General features: G+C 69.1%; 7 protein-coding genes. 5 read left to right on the forward strand and 2 right to left on the reverse strand.

All coding sequences use genetic code 11. From position 1 onward, the window contains the following. Positions 1–4: 4 nt before the first annotated feature. The 4 genes from crcB to QQK25_RS10045 all read left to right on the forward strand — a co-directional run bounded on the left by crcB (position 5) and on the right by QQK25_RS10045 (position 9409). Entirely contained in the window at positions 5–409 is a 405-nt protein-coding gene (crcB, locus tag QQK25_RS10030; RefSeq protein ID WP_284187794.1) for a fluoride efflux transporter CrcB, read from the forward strand. Positions 410–434: 25 nt separating this feature from the next. Beyond that, positions 435–4502 carry an ATP-dependent RNA helicase HrpA gene (gene hrpA, locus QQK25_RS10035; RefSeq protein WP_284187795.1) on the forward strand — a complete coding sequence of 1356 codons (4068 nt, stop codon included), beginning with the start codon at positions 435–437 and terminating at the stop codon, positions 4500–4502. 550 nt (positions 4503–5052) lie between these two features. After that, complete coding sequence (locus QQK25_RS10040; RefSeq protein WP_284187796.1) at positions 5053–7689, forward strand: ATP-binding protein; 2637 nt, start codon at positions 5053–5055, stop codon at positions 7687–7689. Beyond that, positions 7682–9409: a putative bifunctional diguanylate cyclase/phosphodiesterase gene (locus QQK25_RS10045; RefSeq protein WP_284187797.1), complete on the forward strand. Its 1728-nt coding sequence runs from the start codon at positions 7682–7684 to the stop codon at positions 9407–9409. Before QQK25_RS10040 ends, QQK25_RS10045 begins: the two co-directional genes overlap by 8 nt. Before the next feature lie 99 nt (positions 9410–9508). On the opposite strand, the gene fusA is transcribed toward QQK25_RS10045, so the two are convergent. Beyond that, on the reverse strand, positions 9509–11560 hold the full coding sequence (gene fusA, locus QQK25_RS10050; protein ID WP_284187798.1) for an elongation factor G: 2052 nt from the start codon (positions 11558–11560) through the stop codon (positions 9509–9511). Positions 11561–11662: 102 nt separating this feature from the next. Further along, the gene (locus tag QQK25_RS10055) at positions 11663–13405 is read right to left on the reverse strand and encodes a SulP family inorganic anion transporter (protein WP_284187799.1); all 1743 of its coding nucleotides are present in this window, start codon (positions 13403–13405) and stop codon (positions 11663–11665) included. Between the two features lie 242 nt (positions 13406–13647). On the opposite strand from QQK25_RS10055, the gene QQK25_RS10060 reads away from it, so the two are divergent. Further along, positions 13648–17822 (forward strand): PAS domain S-box protein (locus QQK25_RS10060; RefSeq protein ID WP_284187800.1); only part of this gene is annotated, 4175 nt, incomplete at its 3' end.

A 17822-nucleotide genomic window follows, 5' to 3' on the forward strand; every position in this document is an offset into this window, starting at 1 on the left:
GCCCATGTCCGATCACGCCCACCACTTTCCCGTCCTTGCCCTCGTCGCCATCGGTGTCGGTGCTGCGCTGGGTGCCTGGCTGCGCTGGTGGCTGGGGCTGCGCCTCAACCCCCTGTTCGCCCACATGCCGCTGGGCACCCTGGCGGCCAACCTGCTGGGGGGCTACCTCGTCGGCGTGGCGGTGGCGTGGTTTGCCCTGCGCACCGATCTGCCGCCCGAGGCGCGACTTTTCATCGTGACCGGCTTTCTCGGCGGGCTGACCACCTTCTCGTCCTTCTCGGCCGAGGTCGTCCATCTCATCGACACCGCCCGCTACGCCTGGGCCCTGGGCGCCGCCGCGCTGCACCTGGGCGGCTCCCTGTGCATGACCGCCCTCGGGATGTGGACCGTCCACGTCCTGCGCGCCTGACCCCGCTTTTTTGCAGCACCTCCGCATGGCTTCTTTGCAAGACACCCAAGATCCCTATCGCCTGCTCGAACACTGCCTGTCGGCCGACCGCCCGCGCCTGCGCCGGGATCTGCGCAAGCTCGCCCGCCGGCCACGCGTGCTTTCCGACGTGCCGGAGGCGCTGCGCCTTGCCATCGCCGATTCCGCCGCGAAGCTGATCGCCCGCCGCGAGGCGCTGCCGAAGCCGGATTTTCCGCCCGACCTGCCCGTCAACCAGCGCCGGGACGAGATCGCCGCGGCGATCCGCGACAACCAGGTGGTGATCGTCTGCGGCGAGACCGGCTCGGGCAAGACCACCCAGCTGCCCAAGATCTGCCTGGAGCTTGGCCGTGGCGTGTCCGGCCTCATCGGCCACACCCAGCCCCGGCGGATCGCCGCCCGGGCCACCGCCACCCGCATCGCGCAAGAGCTCAAGAGCGAGCTCGGCGCCACCGTCGGCTTCAAGATCCGCTTCACCGACCGCATCGGCCCCCAGAGCTACATCAAGCTGATGACCGACGGCATCCTGCTCGCCGAGACCCAGGGCGACCCGCTGCTGTCGGCCTACGACACGCTGATCATCGACGAGGCCCACGAACGCAGCCTCAACATTGATTTTTTGCTCGGCTACCTGCGCCAGCTGCTCGTCAAGCGGCCGGACATGAAGCTGATCGTCACCTCGGCCACGCTCGACGCCGAGCGCTTCGCCCGCCATTTCGGCACGGCCGACAAGCCCGCGCCGGTGATCGAAGTCTCCGGCAGGCTTTACCCCATCGAGATGCGCTACCGGCCCGTCGAGCGCGACGAGCCCAAGCCGGCCCGCCCGGGCGAACCCGCCCCGCGCCAGGACAGCCGCGGCCCCGACCGCGACCTCTACGACGCGCTGGTGGATGCCGTGGACGAAGCCCACCGCAGCGGCCCCGGCGACGTGCTGGTGTTTCTGCCCGGCGAGCGCGAGATCCGCGAGGCCGCCGAGGCCCTGCGCAAGGCTCACCACGCTGCCGGCACCGAGGTGCTGCCGCTCTTCGCCCGCCAGTCGGCCCAGGAGCAGGCGCGGGTGTTCGCGCCCTCCAAAGGCCGCCGGGTTGTGCTCGCCACCAACGTGGCCGAGACCTCGCTCACCGTGCCGGGCATCCGCTACGTGGTGGATACCGGCCTCGCCCGGGTCAAGCGCTACAGCCACCGCAACAAGGTCGAGCAGCTGCAGATCGAGAAGATCGCCCAGTCGGCGGCCCGCCAGCGCGCCGGCCGCTGCGGCCGGGTGAGTGACGGCATCTGCTTCCGGCTCTACGACGAGGACGACTTCAACAAGCGCCCGGCCCACACCGATCCGGAAATCCTGCGCTCGTCCCTGGCCGGCGTGATCCTGCGGATGAAGTCCCTCAAGCTGGGCGAGGTGGCCGAGTTCCCGTTCATCGACGCGCCGCTGCCGCGCATGGTGGCCGACGGCTACCAGCTGCTGGCCGAGCTGGGCGCCGTCGAGGAGAAGGACGGCGAGGCGGTGATGAACCTCACCCCCATCGGCCGCGAGCTCGCCAAGCTGCCCCTCGACCCGAAGATCGGCCGGATGATCCTTGCCGCGCGGGATCGCGGCAGCCTCGCCGAAGTGCTGGTGATCGCCGCGGCGCTGTCGACGCAAGACGTGCGCGAGCGCCCGCCCGAGCGCCAGGCCGCCGCCGACCAGGCCCACGCCCGCTTCCGCGGCCCGGAGCAGGAGCAGAAATCCGAGTTCCTGTGGTACTGGAACCTCTGGAAAGCCTGGGAGGAAGTCCAGCGCCACGAGACATCGAGCAAGCAGAAGGCCTGGTGCAAGAGCAACTTCCTGTCGTGGCTGCGCCTGCGCGAATGGCGCGACGTGTTCACCCAGCTCCACACCCTGTGCGCCGAGCACGGCTGGAAAGAGAACGACAAGCCCGCGAGCTTCGAGGACATCCACAAGGCGCTGCTCACCGGCCTGCTGGGGCACGTGGGCTGCAAGATCGAGGATGCCTCCGGCCCCGCCGCCGGCAGCTACCTGGGCGCCCGCGGCATCAAGTTCTGGCCCCATCCGGGTTCCGCCATCGCCAAGAAGGCCGGCAAGTGGATCATGTGCGCCGAGCTGGTGGATACCTCGCGGCTGTTTGGCCGTTGCCTCGCCCGCATCGAGCCCGAGTGGCTGGAGGAAGTGGGCGGGCATCTGCTCAAGCGCAATGTCTCCGAGCCCCACTGGTCCAAGGCCAGCGGCGCGGTGCGCGGCTGGGAGCGCGGCACGCTGTACGGCCTCACGGTGTATCCGCGCCGGGGCGTGAGCTACCGCGAGATCGACCCGGCCCTGTGTCGCGAGCTGTTCATCCGCGAAGGGCTGGTGCAGGGCGAGATCGCCGAAGGCCCGGCCCGGGGCATGGCTTTCCTGGGCCACAACCGCCGGCTGATGGCCGAGATCGAGCGGCTGGAGCACAAATCCCGCCGGCCCGATGTGCTGGTGGATGAAGAGCTGATCTACGCCTTCTACGACGCCAAGCTGCCGCCCGAGGTGCTCGACCTCGCCAGCTTCGAGGCCTGGCGCAAGGCCGCCGAGAAAAAGGCGCCCAAGGTGCTGCAGCTCACCCGCGACCAGCTGATGCGCCACGACGCGGAAGGCATCACCACGGATCGCTTCCCGTCCAGCCTGGAGGTGCTCGGCCAGAAGCTCAAGCTCACCTACCTGCACGAGCCCGGCGAGGCCGACGACGGCGTGACGCTCACCGTGCCGCTGGCGATGCTCAACCAGATTCCCGCCAACCGCTGCGAGTGGCTGGTGCCCGGCCTGCTGGAAGAAAAGGTCACCGCGCTCCTGCGCACCGTGCCGCAGAAGCACCGCCACCGCCTGCAGCCGATGGCCGACAGCGCGGCGGATTTCATGGCCAGGTTCGACGCCGGCGAGTTCGACCTGGACGACCCGCTCATCAAGGCGCTGCAGCGCTTCGTGGAAGAGCGCGTGTCGCTCAAGCTGCCGATGGAGAGCTTCCGGCCCGAGAACCTCAACCCGCACTGCTTCATGAACTTCCGGGTGCAGGACGAGCACGGCCGCATCCTCGGCCAGTCGCGCAATCTGGCCGAGCTGCGCACCAAGTTCCGCGATCAGGTGGCGGCGCGCTTCCAGAGCGCCCGCATCGTGCCGGCGGCCGAGCCCGCCGCCCCGGCCCCGAAGAAGGGCGCCGACGCCCCCAGGGCCGCCGCGCCCGCGCCGGCGGCCGACAAACAGCTCGCCGGCTTCACCGACTGGACCTTCGGCCCGCTGCCCGAGTTGCTGGAGGTGAAGGTCGCCGGCCGCGAGATCGTCGGTTTCCCGGCGCTCCACGACGACGGCGCCAGCGTCTCGCTGCGCCCCTACGACACGCCGGAAGAAGCCGCCAAGGTGCACCGCGGCGGACTCGCGCGCCTCTTTGCGCTGGCGCTGTCGGCCCAGGTGAAGGCCATCGAGAAGCTGCCGGGCATCCGCGAGCTGGCGCTGCAGTTCATCAGCTACGGGTCCGAGGCCGAGCTCAAGGCGCAGCTCGTCACCGCCACCCTGGAGCGCTGCTGCCTGCTCGAACCGCTGCCGACGGATGCCGACAGCTTCGGCAAGCGCTGCCAGGAAGCCAAGCCGCGCATCACGCTGGTCGCCCAGGAGCTGATGCGCCTCACCGGCCAGCTGATCGTCGAGCACGCCACGCTCACCAAGCGCCTCGCCGGCCTCAAGACCTTCCCGGACGTGGTGGCCGACATCAACGCCCAGGTGGGCAAGCTGATGCCCAAGCACTTTCTCGTCGCGCTGCCCTACGAGCGCATCGCCCAGATTCCGCGCTACCTCAAGGGCGCCACGGTGCGCATCGACAAGCTGCGCAACAACCCGGCCCGCGACGCCGAGCTGATGGCCGACTGGAAGAAGCTCGCCCAGCCCTTCGAGCGGGAATGGCTCGCCAAGGCCAAGGCCGGCGTCACCGACCCGCAGCTGGAGGAATTCCGCTGGCTGCTGGAGGAGCTGCGCGTGGGCCTCTTCGCCCAGGAACTCCGGACGCCCATGCCGGTGTCGGTGAAGCGCCTGCAGAAGATCTGGGAGAGCCGGCCGCGCTGACGGGCGGTTTTCTCCGGCGGGTACGCATCCGTGATGCCAGGGTGTGATGAAGTTGGCAGCGCGGAGGGCGACCGGGTTTTGCGCTGCCGATCGACATCTTATAATTTGTTAAATGTTGTGAACGACATGGCGCTGTCCGGCTGGACCATGTGGCTGCGGTTTTGACGGGCAGGGTTCCATGGGCAACCCGGAACGTGCCGCCGCGCTGTTCAAGCGCTGTTCAAGATTAGCCTGAGGCGGACGTTATCAAGGGCCAGTACACGGATTTTTAGGGGAGCAGGCCGCCAGGCCGGGCTTCTTGGGGCAAGGAATTCCGCTGGCACAGCCGGAGAAAATCGGCTTGCAGTGGGGGCGAGGAAAACGGGGAGGCGAAAGCCTCCCCGTTTTCCTTTCCACGTAGCCCGGACGCATGCGGCTGGCGTGTTTCACTCAAGAGAACGCGCCCGCCGTCGATAAGACGGGGAGGCCGCCACCGGCCGTCCCGCGCGCCCGAGGACACCGGTGGAGGACCGCAAGACGCGCCACCGCCAATCTCCACTGGTCTGTCCCGATGCAATCTTCCCCCGTTCCGGCCGACGAAGCCGCCCGGCTGCGCGCGCTTCGCGCCATCGGCTTGCTCGACACCCCGGCCGATCCCGCCTTCGACAATCTGGTCGAACTGATCCGCTCGGTCTTTGACGCATCCATCGTGGCCATTTCGCTGGTGGATGCCGAACGGCAGTGGCTCAAGGCCGCCGTGGGCATCGACGTGCGCGAGACGCCCCGGTGCGACGCCTTCTGCGCCCACGCCATCTGCCAGGACGGCCCGCTGCTGGTGTGCGATGCGACGACCGACCCGCGCTTTGCGGGCAATCCGCTGGTCTGCGGCGCGCCGGGCATCCGCTTCTACGCCGGCGTGCCCCTGCGGCCGGTGGATGGGCTGGCGGTGGGGGCGCTGTTCATCGCCGACACCGCGCCGCGCGTGCTGACCGCGGCTGAGCACGACCGGCTGATCCGCTTCGCTCGCCAGGCGGAGGCGCTGATCCGCCATCATCAGGCGGCGCTGGAGGCCCGGCGTGAGCACGACGCCCTCGAACGCGCCATCGCCCGCAAGCAGGCGGTGCTCAACCGCGCAGCGGTGGGGATCATCCGCATCACCTCGCGGGGCATCATCGAGCAGGTCAATCCCTTCGCCCAGCAGATCCTCGGCTACACGGCGGACGAGCTGCTTGGCCGCAACGTGCGGGTCATCATGCCCAGCCGCTGGGCCGAGCATCACGACGAATACCTCGCCAGCTACCTCAAGGGCCGCCCGCCCAGCGTGATCGGCATCGGCCGCGAGGTGCAGGCGCTGCATAAATCCGGGCGGACGATTCCGGTGCATCTGGCGGTGAGCGAAGTGACGATTCCCGGCCAGGAGGAGGTGGAGTTCATCGGCATCCTCTCCGATCTTTCCGAGCTCTACCGCGCCCGCGAGCGCGAGCAGGCCCAGCACCGCCTGCTGCATGTGCTGCACCGGGGCATGACCGACTTCGCCACGCTCATGTCGAGCGACCAGCTGTGGTCCTTCCTGAAAGACGCCCTGTGCGACCTGACCGGCAGCGACTACGCGCTGATCGGCGAGGTGGTGCCGGTGGAGGGCAGGCCCGGGCTGAAGATCCACGCCATCACCGATCTGTCGTGGAACGAGGATTCGCGCCGGCTGATGGAGCGCCTCAGCTCCGGCGACATGATGCTCACCAACCCGGATTCCATGCTCGGCCGCGTGTTTGCCGGCGGCGAGGTGGTGATGACCAACGACCTCGGGGCGGAGACCCGCCGAACGGGCTTTCCCCACGGCCATCCGCCGCTCCACAACTACCTGGGCGTGCCCATCGTGGATCAGGGCCAGGTGATCGGCATGTACGCCATCTCCAACTCCCGCAACAAGGTCGACGAAGAGCTGCTGGCCTGGCTGGAACCCTTCACCGCCACCTGCGCGCTGCTCATCAACCTGTACCGCCGGATCAACGAGCAGGCCCGCTTCACCCGCGAGCTGGAGATCGCCCACGCGAAACAGGCCCAGGCCAGCCGCGCCAAGACCGAGTTCCTGTCGTCCATGAGCCACGAGCTGCGTACGCCGATGAATTCGATCATCGGCTTCTCTCAGCTGCTGCTGAACAACCGCCGCCAGCCGCTGCCCGAGCGCCAGGCCGGACAGGTGGAGCAGATCCTGAAAAGCGGCCAGCACCTGCTCACCCTCATCAACGACATCCTCGACCTCGCCCGCATCGAGGCCGGCCGGCTGGTGTTTTCCATCGAGCCGGTGGAGATCGCCGCGGTGATCGAGGAATCCGTCGCCTCGGTGAGCACCCTGGCCGAGGCCCGTGGCATCGACATCCGCCTGCCGCCGGCCTCCGCCGCGCGCCACCGGGTGCTGGCCGACTACACCCGGACCAAGCAGGTGCTGATCAACTTCCTGTCCAACGCCATCAAGTACAACCGCGACGGCGGCCGGGTCGAGCTGGGCTGGGCGCCGGTGGAAGATGGGGGCCTGCGGGTCGAGGTGCGCGACACCGGCATCGGCATCCCTGCCGACCGGATCGGCGAGCTGTTCCAGCCCTTCAACCGCATCGGTGCCGAACATTCGGTGATCGAAGGCGCCGGCGTCGGGCTGGCGCTCACCAAGCAGTTGGTGGAGCAGATGTCCGGGCAGGTGGGCGTGAGCAGCGTGCACGGCGAAGGCAGCTGCTTCTGGTTCGAGCTGCCCCTGGCGGCTGGCGACGAGGCGGTGCCGATGGTGGCGCCGGCCACCGCCCAGCCCCTGGCGGACGACGACGAGGCCCTGCGCCCGCGGGTGCTCTATGTCGAGGACAACCCGGCCAACCAGCGCCTGATGACCGACATCTTCGAGGACTTCGCCCGGGCCCAGCTCAGCTGCGCCCACGAGGCCGCGCTGGGCATCGAGCTGGCCCGGGCCGAGCAGCCGGCGCTGGTCCTGATGGACATCAACCTGCCCGGCATGGACGGCTACGCCGCGCTCGCCGCCCTCAAGGCCGACGCCGCAACCCGCCACATCCCGGTGGTGGCGCTGTCGGCCAACGCCCTGCCCGCCGACGTGGAGCGGGGCCTCGCCGCCGGTTTTGCCGACTACCTCACCAAGCCGCTGGACTTTGCCCGTCTGTACGCGGTGCTCGAACACCACCTGGGAAATCCGCCCGATGCTTGAAGACTACCTCGCCGACGCCCGCATCCTGGTGGTGGACGACACCCCGGCCAACGTCGAGCTGCTGCTGGACATCCTCGACGACGCCGGCTATCGCAATACGTTGGGGCTCACCGATCCTCGTGAGGTGGCGCCGGAGATCAAACGCTGCCCGCCCGATCTGGTGCTGCTCGACATCCGCATGCCGCACCTGTCGGGCTTCGACGTGCTGCGCCACATCCGCTGGCAGCTGGGCGTGATGGCGCCGCCGGTGATCGTGCTCACCGCCCAGACCGACCGGGAGACCCGCTCCGAATCCCTTGAGCTGGGCGCCATCGACTTCCTCAACAAGCCCTTCGACCAGGGCGAGGTGCAGCAGCGCATCCACAACATCCTGGTGGCCCACTGCCAGTCCCGCGATCTGCGCGGCCAGACCGAGCTGCTCCAGACCCTGGTGGATCGCCAGACCGCCGAGCTGCGCAGCATCGCCCTCACCGACAGCGCCACCGGCCTGCCCAACCGGCGGGCGGTGCTGGCCAAGGTGGATGGCCTGCTGGCCATCGCGCGGCAAGTGGCGGTGTTCTTCATCGTGGCCGACGACGTGGAGGACATCGCCCGTCTGCAGGGCTACCCTGCCGCCGAGCGACTGCTCCAGTCGCTGGGGGAGCTGGCGGGCGGCAGCCCGGTGGCGCAGGGCGGCATCGTCGGCTGCTGGGGGAGCAGCGAGCTCGTGCTCGTCCAGCCTTCGGACGACCCGGCGGCGCTGGAGAAGACCGCCCAGCGCCTGCTGCGCCTGCTCGAAGGCGACCACCGGGTGGACGACCTGCTGCTCGCCACGCCGATCCGCATCGGGATCGCCCATTCCAGCGACGGCATTGCCGGATCGGAAGACCTGCTGCGCAAGGCTGCGGCGGCGATTCCGGCGCGCTTTGCGGGCGTGGTGGGGCGTTACGGGCCAGGGCTGGACGAAGCGCTGGTGCGGCGCCGGCAGCTGCGTCAGGCGCTCAAGCAGGCGGTGCCCGGCGGCGAGCTGGCGCTGGTGTTCCAGCCCAAGATCGACCTCGCCAGCCGCCGCCTGATCGGCGCCGAGGCGCTGCTGCGCTGGCACTCGGCCAGCGTCGGGGCGGTGCGGCCGGATCTGTTCATCCCGCTGGCCGAGGAGACCGGCGACATCCTCGCCATCGGCGACTGGGTGCTGGACGAGGGCATCCGCCACCTGCGCGGCTGGCACGACGCCGGCCGGCTGGCCGACGACTTCGCCCTGGCCCTCAACGTGTCGAGCCGCCAGCTCCAGCACGACGGCTTCGTGGAGGGCGTGCTGCGGCGCGTGGCCGAATCGGGCCTGCCGCCGGCGCGGATCAAGATCGAGGTGACCGAATCCGGCTTCATCCACGACCTGAAGGAAGCCCAGGCGCGCCTGGGGGCGCTGCGCGCGGCGGGCGTGGGGGTGTCGATCGACGATTTCGGCACCGGCTATTCGTCGCTGTCGTATCTCAAATCACTGCCGGTGTCGGAGCTGAAGATCGACCGCAGCTTCGTGCGCGAGATCGGCCACGACGCCGACGATCAGAAGCTGGTGGAGACGATCATCGTGATCGCCCACCTGTTCGGCTGCTCGGTGGTGGCCGAGGGGATCGAGACTGAGGCGCAGCTGGAGGTGCTGCGTCGGCTGGGCTGCGATGAGGGGCAGGGCTACCTGTTCTCGCCGCCGGTCAGCGTCGACGAGTTTGCCCGGATGCTCTAGTTTCCGAAGAGCGGATTTGATGCAAAAACAGCAACAATGATTGACTCATTGTTGCTGTTTTTGTTTTGAAGGGGCGCCGGCCGGCGCCCCGGGTGACGCTTACTGCTCGCCGCCGCGCTTGCCCTGATGTTCGCGGGCGAGGCGTTGCTGGACGTCGTTGGGGGCGGGCTCGTAGTGGCTGAAGGCGATGCTGCAGCTGCCGTCGCCGCCGCTGATCGACTTGAGGCGCGACTCGAAACCTTCCATCTCGGCCATCGGCACCTGGCTGGTGATCTCCGTCCAGCCCGGTTGCGGGCTGTCGGTGCCGGTGACACGGCCGCGGCGGCCGGAGAGCTCGGCGCTGATGCCGCCGAAGTGCTCGTCGGCCACCCGCACCGTGAGGGTGATGAGCGGCTCCAGCACCACCGGGCGAGCACCCTGGACGGCTTCCTGCACCGCGTGGCGGGCGGCGGTGACGAAGGAGATTTCGTTGGAGTCGACCGCGTGGTGCTTGCCGTCGAACACCGTTACCTTCAGATCCTGCAGCGGGAAGCCCGCCATCACGCCTTCGGCGATGGCCTGGCGCACGCCCTTCTCGACGGCCGGCATGAAGTTGTAGGGGATGGTGCCGCCCTTCACTTCGTCGGCAAGCTCGAGGCCGGCGCCCCGCTCCAGCGTCTCGACGCGCAGGGCGACCTCGCCGAACTGGCCGGCGCCGCCGCTCTGCTTTTTATGGCGATAGCGGGCTTCGGCCGAACCGGCGATGGTTTCGCGGTAGGGGATCGCCGGCGGGCGGGTGCCGAGGCTGAGGTTCCAGCGGGTCTTGAGGGCTTCGAGCACGGTCTTGAGGTGCACGTCGCCGAGGCCGCGGATCACGGTTTCCTTGGCCTGGATGTTGTGCTCGACGGTGAGGCAGGGGTCTTCGTCGAGCAGGCGGTGCAGGGCTTCGGAGAGCTTCTGCTCGTCGCCGTGCTTCTCGGGCTGCAGCGCCAGGCCGAACACGGCCTGCGGGTAGCGCGGCGGGGCGAGGTGGAAGTGGTCTTCGTCGTGGGAATCGTGCAGCACGGCGTCCCGGTGCATGTCGTCCACCCGCGCCACGGCGCAGATGTCGCCGGGGATGCCCACGTCGATCTCGGTCTGGTTCTTGCCCTGGACGCGCAGCAGGTGGCCGACCTTGAAGGGCTTGCGGGCGTCGCCGATGAAGAGCTGGGTGCTCGGGGTGACGGTGCCCTGGTGAATGCGGAACAGGCCGAGCTTGCCGCGGAAGGGGTCGTTGCTCACCTGGAAGACGTGGGCAATGACGTGCTTGTCGGCGTCGGTGGTGGCGGTGACGGCTTCGGCGGCCGGGCCTTCGCCCTTCAGGAACTGGGGCGGGTTGCCTTCGGTCGGGTCGGGCAGCAGGCGGCCCATGATGTCGAGGAGCTCGGTGACACCGGCACCCGTGCGGGCGGAGGTGAAGCACACGGGAATCAGGTGGCCTTCGCGCAGGGCGATCTCGAACGGATCGTGGAGCTGCTCGGGCTGGAGGGATTCGCCTTGCTCGAGGTAGAGGGCCATCAGGTCTTCGTCCACCTCGACCACCTGATCGACGATGTTGTCGTGGGCGGCGCGGACGCTGGAGAAGGCCGGCTGGGCGTCGTAGTCGGGCTTGAAGAAGCAGTCGATGACGCGGCTGCCGTCGGCGGTGGGCAGGTTGATTGGCAGGCATTCACGGCCGAAGGTGGCGGTGATGCGCTCCATCAGGGCGGCAAAGTCGACGCCCGGGGCGTCGATGCGATTGACGACGATCATCCGGCACTTGTCGGCGGCGGCGTCCATCACCTTGCGGGTGACGGTCTCGACGCCGGCGGCGGCGTTGATGACCACCACCGCGGTCTCGACCGCCGGCAGGGTGGCCAGCGCGCGGCCGAGGAAATCGGGCAGGCCCGGAGTATCAAGCACGTTGACCCAGTGCTCGGCCCATTCCAGGTGGGCGAGGGCGCTGTTCAGGGAGTGACCGAAGGCTTTTTCCTGCGGATCGTAGTCGCTGACGGTGTCGCCCTTTTCGACAGACCCGGCGGCACTGATGGCACCTGCGGCGGCCAGCAGTTTTTCCAGCAGCGTGGTCTTGCCGCTGCCGGACTGGCCGAGGAGGGTGAGGTTGCGGATGTCGCGGACCGAGGTAGGTGTCATGCTTGCTCCCTTTGCAGTTATTTTTGAAAGCCGAAACACGAGATTCCGGAAGTATCTGCCTGCAAGGCCCGCAGAACAACGATCCAGGTCAACAAAGCGGCGCTACCACTCGAAGCCGCGGCGCTGGGGGGCGGGTGCGGTGTCGCCGCCGGTGAGGCCCGGGAGAAACTCGCGCAGGGCGTCGTCCTCGGTGCGGTAGGCGGCGTGGGGCGCGAGGTCGGCCCACAGGCCGGTGCGCTCCAGCACGTCGATGACCTGCTTCTTGAGGCCGCAGCAGGCAAGCTGGCGGCCGTCGGCCAGCAGCTGGCGGCGGACGCGACGCAGGGCCTCGACTCCGCTGGCGTCGATGGCGTTGATGCCGGCGCAGGAGAGCACCAGCACCGCCATCTGCGGCTGCCCGCGGCAGGCGGCGAGCACGGCGTCTTCAAAGGTGGCGGCGTTGACGAAGTGCAGCGGGCCGTCGAAGCGCAGGATCGCCACCTGCGGGTGGGGCGGCGGAAGCTTGAAGCGTTCGGCGTCGCGCCAGGTGCCGTCCGGGTGGCGGCCCAGCAGGGCGACCCGCGGCGTCATGCTGCGGTAGATCAGCAGCGCCAGCGACAGGAACAGCCCGGCGAGGATGCCGATCTCCACATGGGGCGCGAAGGCCAGCGTCGCCACGAAGGCCACTGTGCCGGCCAGCCCGTCGTCGCGCCCGGCCTGCCAGGCTTCGCGCAACTGGGCAACGGACAGCAGCTTGGCCAGGGTGACGAGGATCACCGCCGCCAGCACCGGCCGGGGCACGTGGGCGATGGGTTCGGGCACCAGCAGCAGCGCGCCCAGCACCACCAGCGCGCCCACCACCGACGCCACGCCGGTGCGGGCGCCCGCCGCCAGCAGGAAGGCCGAGCGGCCGAACGATCCGCTCACCGGATACGCCTGGCACACCGAGGCGGTGAGCTTGGCCAGGCCCTGGCCGATGAGTTCCTGGTTGCCGTCCCATCGCTGGCCGGTGCGCGCTGAGGCCAGCTTGCAGCTCGACATGGCCTCGATGAAGCTCACCAGCGCCAGCACGAAGGCCGAGGGCAGGAGATCGGTGATCTGCGCCCAGTCGGCCTTGGGCAGGGCGAAAGCGAGGGTCTGCTCCGGCAGCTGGCCGACGACCCGTCCGCCGGTGGCTTCGAAGTCTGCGAGCCAGCCCACCGCGGCCAGCCCGGCCACCACCGCCAGCACGCCGGGGCCGCCCACCTTGAAGCGCTGGAGCACCAGCAGCAGCGCCACCGCCAGCCCGCCCAGGGCGGCGGAGGGCAGATGCACGTCGGGCAGCGTGCGCACGATGTCGACGATCGCCTCGACGAAGGGCTTCTGCCCCGCCGAGGGCAGGCCCAGCAGGGTGGGCAGCTGGGCGGTGATGATGAGCAGCGAGCAGGCGTTGATGAAGCCGTGGAGCACCGGGTGCGACAGCAGGTCGGCGAAGTGGGCGAGGCGCAGCAGCCCGAAGGCAAGCTGCAGGATGCCGGCCAGCAGCGCCAGCTGGACGGCCAGCAGCAGCCAGGTTTCGGAGCCGGGCAGGGCCAGGGGCGACAGGGCGGCGGCGGTGAGCAGGCTGGTGAGGGCCACCGGGCCGGTGTTGAGCTGGGCCGACGAGCCCCACAGGGCGCCGACGATGGAGGGCAGCAGCGACGCGTACAGCCCCACGTAGGCGGGCAGGCCGGCGAGCTGGGCGTAGGCCAGGGCCTGGGGGATCGCCACCAGGGCCACCGTGAAGCCGACCACCAGATCGTTGCGCACAGTGGCTGCGTCGAGCTGGCTGCGCCAGGCGAGAAAGGGCAGCAGACGGCGCAGCAGCGGGGGTAGGGCAGGGGGCATGGGCGGGCGTTCCGGTGCGGGCGGATCGGCGGGAATTCAAAAGTTTAGCGTGTCGGCATGGCGTCGGTCACGCGGGCGGATGCCTTGACCGTGTCGGCCTTCGGTGCCACGTTAAAGAAAGGCACCTGCCGGGACGATAACCCGACAGATCAACGTGACGCGTACGTCGGATTTCCGCTTCTCCATGACCCCCGCAACTGGAATGACTCTCCCGGTGATCCACCTGATGCCGAACCTGCCCCATGTTGCTGCCGTCTGCCCGACGGTCGCTGGCGCGCTATCCGCTGCGAGGGTGCGCGCCCGTGGATAGCCGGATCATCCGGGTCGTCCTGATCTACGCGGTGTTCGCGTCGGGGTGGATCCTGTTCTCGGATCTGCTGGTGACGAGCGTGCTGTCCGATCCCCAGGCAATCCACCGGGCCAGTACGGTCAAGGGCTGGGTTTTCGTGGGGGTGACCTCGCTGCTCCTGTGGGGCCTGCTGCGGCGGCTCACGCAGTCGGGGGCCGCGGGCGTCGCGCCGGCCGAACCGCTGCCGGGGCTGGCACGCTGGCGATCACTGGTGCTGCCGCTGGTGCTTCTGTCCATCGGCGTGGTCGCGCTGGGTTACCTGAGCGTCCTCTTCATCGTGAAGCAGCATCGGGCCGAGGAATACCGTCGCATCGAGGCGATTGCCGACCTGAAGGTCGGGCAACTGGCGATGTGGGTCAACGAGCGGCAGAGCGACGCCCTGGTGATCGAGCGCAACGCCGGGCTGCGGGAGCTGCTTGCCCGGTGGCAGCGGGATAACGACGGGCGGGCCAAGGCGTCGCTGCTGTCTGCCATCGAAGCGATTCGCGACACGTACCGCTACGCCCAGGCGGCGCTGGTGGACGCCGACGGCAAGGTGGTGCTGAAGACGGGGGGCGAGCTCGTGCCCGCCCCGCAGTTGCTGGATGCGGCGCGGCGGGTGGCGACCCGCCCCGATGGGCCTGCGCCGATCCGTTTTTTGGGTGATCCAGGCGACCAGGGCTCCGTGCCGGTGACCCTGGATTTCCTCGCCCGTCTGAGCATGCCGGAAGCCGGCCGCGCGGTGGCGGTGATCCTGCAGGCCGATCCGGCCGTTTTCCTCTACGAAAGCCTGAAGCGCTGGCCGGTGCCCAGCGACTCGGCCGAAACCCTGCTGCTTCAGCGGGAGAACGGCAAGCTGCGGCTGGTTTCGCCGCTGCGTCACCCGCCGTCGCCGCCTTTCGGCCAGCAGATGCCCCTCGATGACCGGGACACCCTGTCGGCGCGCATCGCCAGCGGGCCGGCGGCGCTGGGGGTGCCCATCGAGGCCGAAGATTACCGGGGCGTTCCGGTGGTCGGCATGGCCCGCGAAGTGCCAGGAACCGACTGGGTGCTGGTGGTGAAGATCGACGTCAGCGAGATCAAGGCGCCGACCAGCGGCTACATCTGGTCCATCGCCCTGGCTGCCGGCTTTGCACTGCTCAGCATCGGCGTGGCGGCGGTGCTGCTGTCCCAGCACCGGGCGCTGGTGATTGCCCGGGAGCGGGATGAACGCCAGACCCGTCAGCTGCGCGAGTTGCGTCTGCTCGACGCGATCGCCAACGGCTCCACCGATGCGATCTTCGCCAAGGATCAGGAAGGCCGCTATCTCTTTGCCAACCGGGAGGTGGCCCGGATCATGGGCACCACGCCGGCCGGGCTGGTGGGGCAGATCGACGACACGTTCTTTCCGCCCGCCGAATCCGCCGCCATCCGTCGGCAGGACCGCGTGGTGATGGAGACCGACTCGGTGGCCACCTGGGAAGAGGCGCTGACCACCGCCCACGGCACGCTGATCTTCCAGACCACCAAGGGCCCGCTGCACGACGAGACCGGCAAGGTGCTGGGGGTGTTCGGCATCGCCCGCGACATCACCGAGCTGCGCCACGACGAGCAGGCCCTGCGGGAGCGGGAGGAGATCTTCAGCGCCATCGTCAGCCAGGCGGCCGACGGCATCGTGCTGCTGGATACCGAGACCCTGCGCTTCGTCGAGTTCAACGATGCGGCGTGTCAGGGGCTGGGGTATTCGCGCGAGGCCTTCGCGGCGCTCACGGCGCTCGACATCCAGGCGACGCTGACCCCCGAGCAGGTGAAGAGCGTGATCCGCGACCTCGTCGCGCACAAGGGGGGGCTCAACGTCGATCACCAGCATCGCTGCGCCGACGGGAGCTGCCGCGAAGTGGAGCTGAGCTACCGGCCCATCGAGATCCGCGGTCGGCAGTATCTGGCCGGCGTGTGGCGCGACACCACCGAGAAGCGCCATGCCGCCGAGCAGCTGGTCAAGCTGTCGCTGGCGGTGGAGCAGAGCCCGGCCAGCGTGATCATCACCGACACCCGCGGCTGCATCGAGTACGTGAATCGCGCCTTCGAGCGGACCAGCGGCTACACCTGCGACGAGGCCATCGGGCGCCAGGTGGGCTTCGTGAAGTCCGGCCTCACGCCGCCCGAAACCTACACCGCGCTGTGGGCGGCGCTGAAGGCCGGCCAGCCGTGGGAGGGCGAGTTCATTAACCGCCGCAAGAATGGCGAGGAGAGGGTGGAGTTTGCGCGCGTCTCTCCGATCTTCCGGGATGGCGGCGAGGTGACCCACTACCTCAGCATCCAGCAGGACATCACCGAGCGCAAGCAGGTTGAGGCGGAGCTGGCCCGCTACCACGACCAGCTCGAACAGCGGGTCGCCGAGCGCACCCGCCAGCTCGAAGAGACCAATCTGATTCTCTCCCAGCGTTCTGCCGAACTCGAAGAAGCGAAGGAGCAGTCGGACGCGGCCAACCGGGCGAAGAGTGCCTTCCTCGCCAACATGAGCCACGAGATCCGTACCCCGATGAACGCCATCATCGGCCTGACCCACCTGCTGCGCCGCAGCGTGGCCGACCAGGAAGCCCAGGTTCGCCTGCAGAAGGTGAGCGACGCGGCCGGCCACCTGCTGACGATCATCAACGACATCCTCGATCTGTCGAAGATCGAGGCCGGCAAGCTGACCCTCGACGACGTGAACTTCCGCCTCGAGGACGTGGTGCGCAAGGCCTGCGCCCTGGTGGCCGACCGGGCCTGCCAGAAGGGGCTCGAGCTGGTGGTGGACATGGGCGACGTGCCCGACCGGCTGCGCGGCGACGCCACCCGGCTGGGGCAGATGCTGCTCAACTACCTGGGCAACGCGGTCAAGTTCACCGAGCAGGGGGTGATCCTGCTCAGCGCCCGGATCGACGAAGAAAACGACGATTCGGTGCTGCTGCGCTTCGAGGTCATCGATACCGGCATCGGCATCGAGCCCGAAGTCCGGCAGCGCCTGTTCAAACCCTTCGAGCAGGCCGACGGATCCACCACCCGGCGCTTCGGTGGCACCGGGCTGGGGCTGGCGATCACCAGCCATCTGGCGCGCCTGATGGGCGGTCAGGCCGGCGTGGATAGCGAACCCGGCCGGGGCAGCAACTTCTGGCTCACCGCGCGCTTCGTCAAGGGCGCCACCAGCGTGTGGCGCACCCGTCCGCTGCCGGCGCTCCACGCGCTGGTGGTGGACGATCTGGCCGCATCCCGCCAGGTGCTGGGCTCGATGCTCACCACCCTGGGGATGCGCGTTGCCAGCACCGATTGCGGCGCCGACGCGCTGACGCAGGTCAAGAGCGCGGTGGCGGCCGGCGACCCCTACGATCTGGTGCTGGTGGACGACGGCATGCCGGGCATGGACGGCAGCATGGTCGTGGCGCAGATCGGTCAGCTGGGGCTCAGTCCGGCGCCCCGCTGCATCCTGCTCACCGTTGGCGACAGCCTCGGCAAGCGCGAGGAAGCCCGCGCCTGTGGGGCGAGCGGGGTGATCGCCAAGCCGGTCAGCTTCTCCGATCTTCACGACGCGATCCAGTCGCGCTTCAATCAGGTCTCGGCCCAGGAAGCGATGCCCCTCGATCAACTCCCCGGTGAGACCGCCATCGCCCGGGATCACGCGGGTGCCCATGTGCTGCTGGTGGAAGACAGCTTGATCAACCAGGAGGTCGCCCTGTCGCTCCTCGAAGGCGTCGGCCTGAAGGTGGATGTGGCCTGCAACGGCGCCGAGGCGGTGGCCAAGGTCGGCCGGGACGCCTACGACCTGATCCTGATGGACATGCAGATGCCCGTGATGGACGGCGTCGAAGCCACCCGGACGATCCGCGGCGCGGGTTACCGGGATGTGCCCATCGTCGCGATGACCGCCAACGCCTTCGGCGAGGATCGCCAGCGCTGCCTGGACGCCGGCATGAATGACCACCTCTCCAAGCCGGTGGACCCCGCTGCCCTCTACGCCACGCTGATCCAGTGGCTTCCCCGGCGCACTCCGGCACCCAGCCCGGCCGCGCAGCCCGAGCCTGCGCCTGCGCCCGAACCCGCCGTCGCCCCGGTGCCGGCCGCCCCCGACGG

Origin of the sequence: Zoogloea oryzae, assembly GCF_030161255.1 — a bacterium.
In the GTDB taxonomy this organism is placed as follows: Bacteria; Pseudomonadota; Gammaproteobacteria; order Burkholderiales; family Rhodocyclaceae; genus Zoogloea; species Zoogloea oryzae.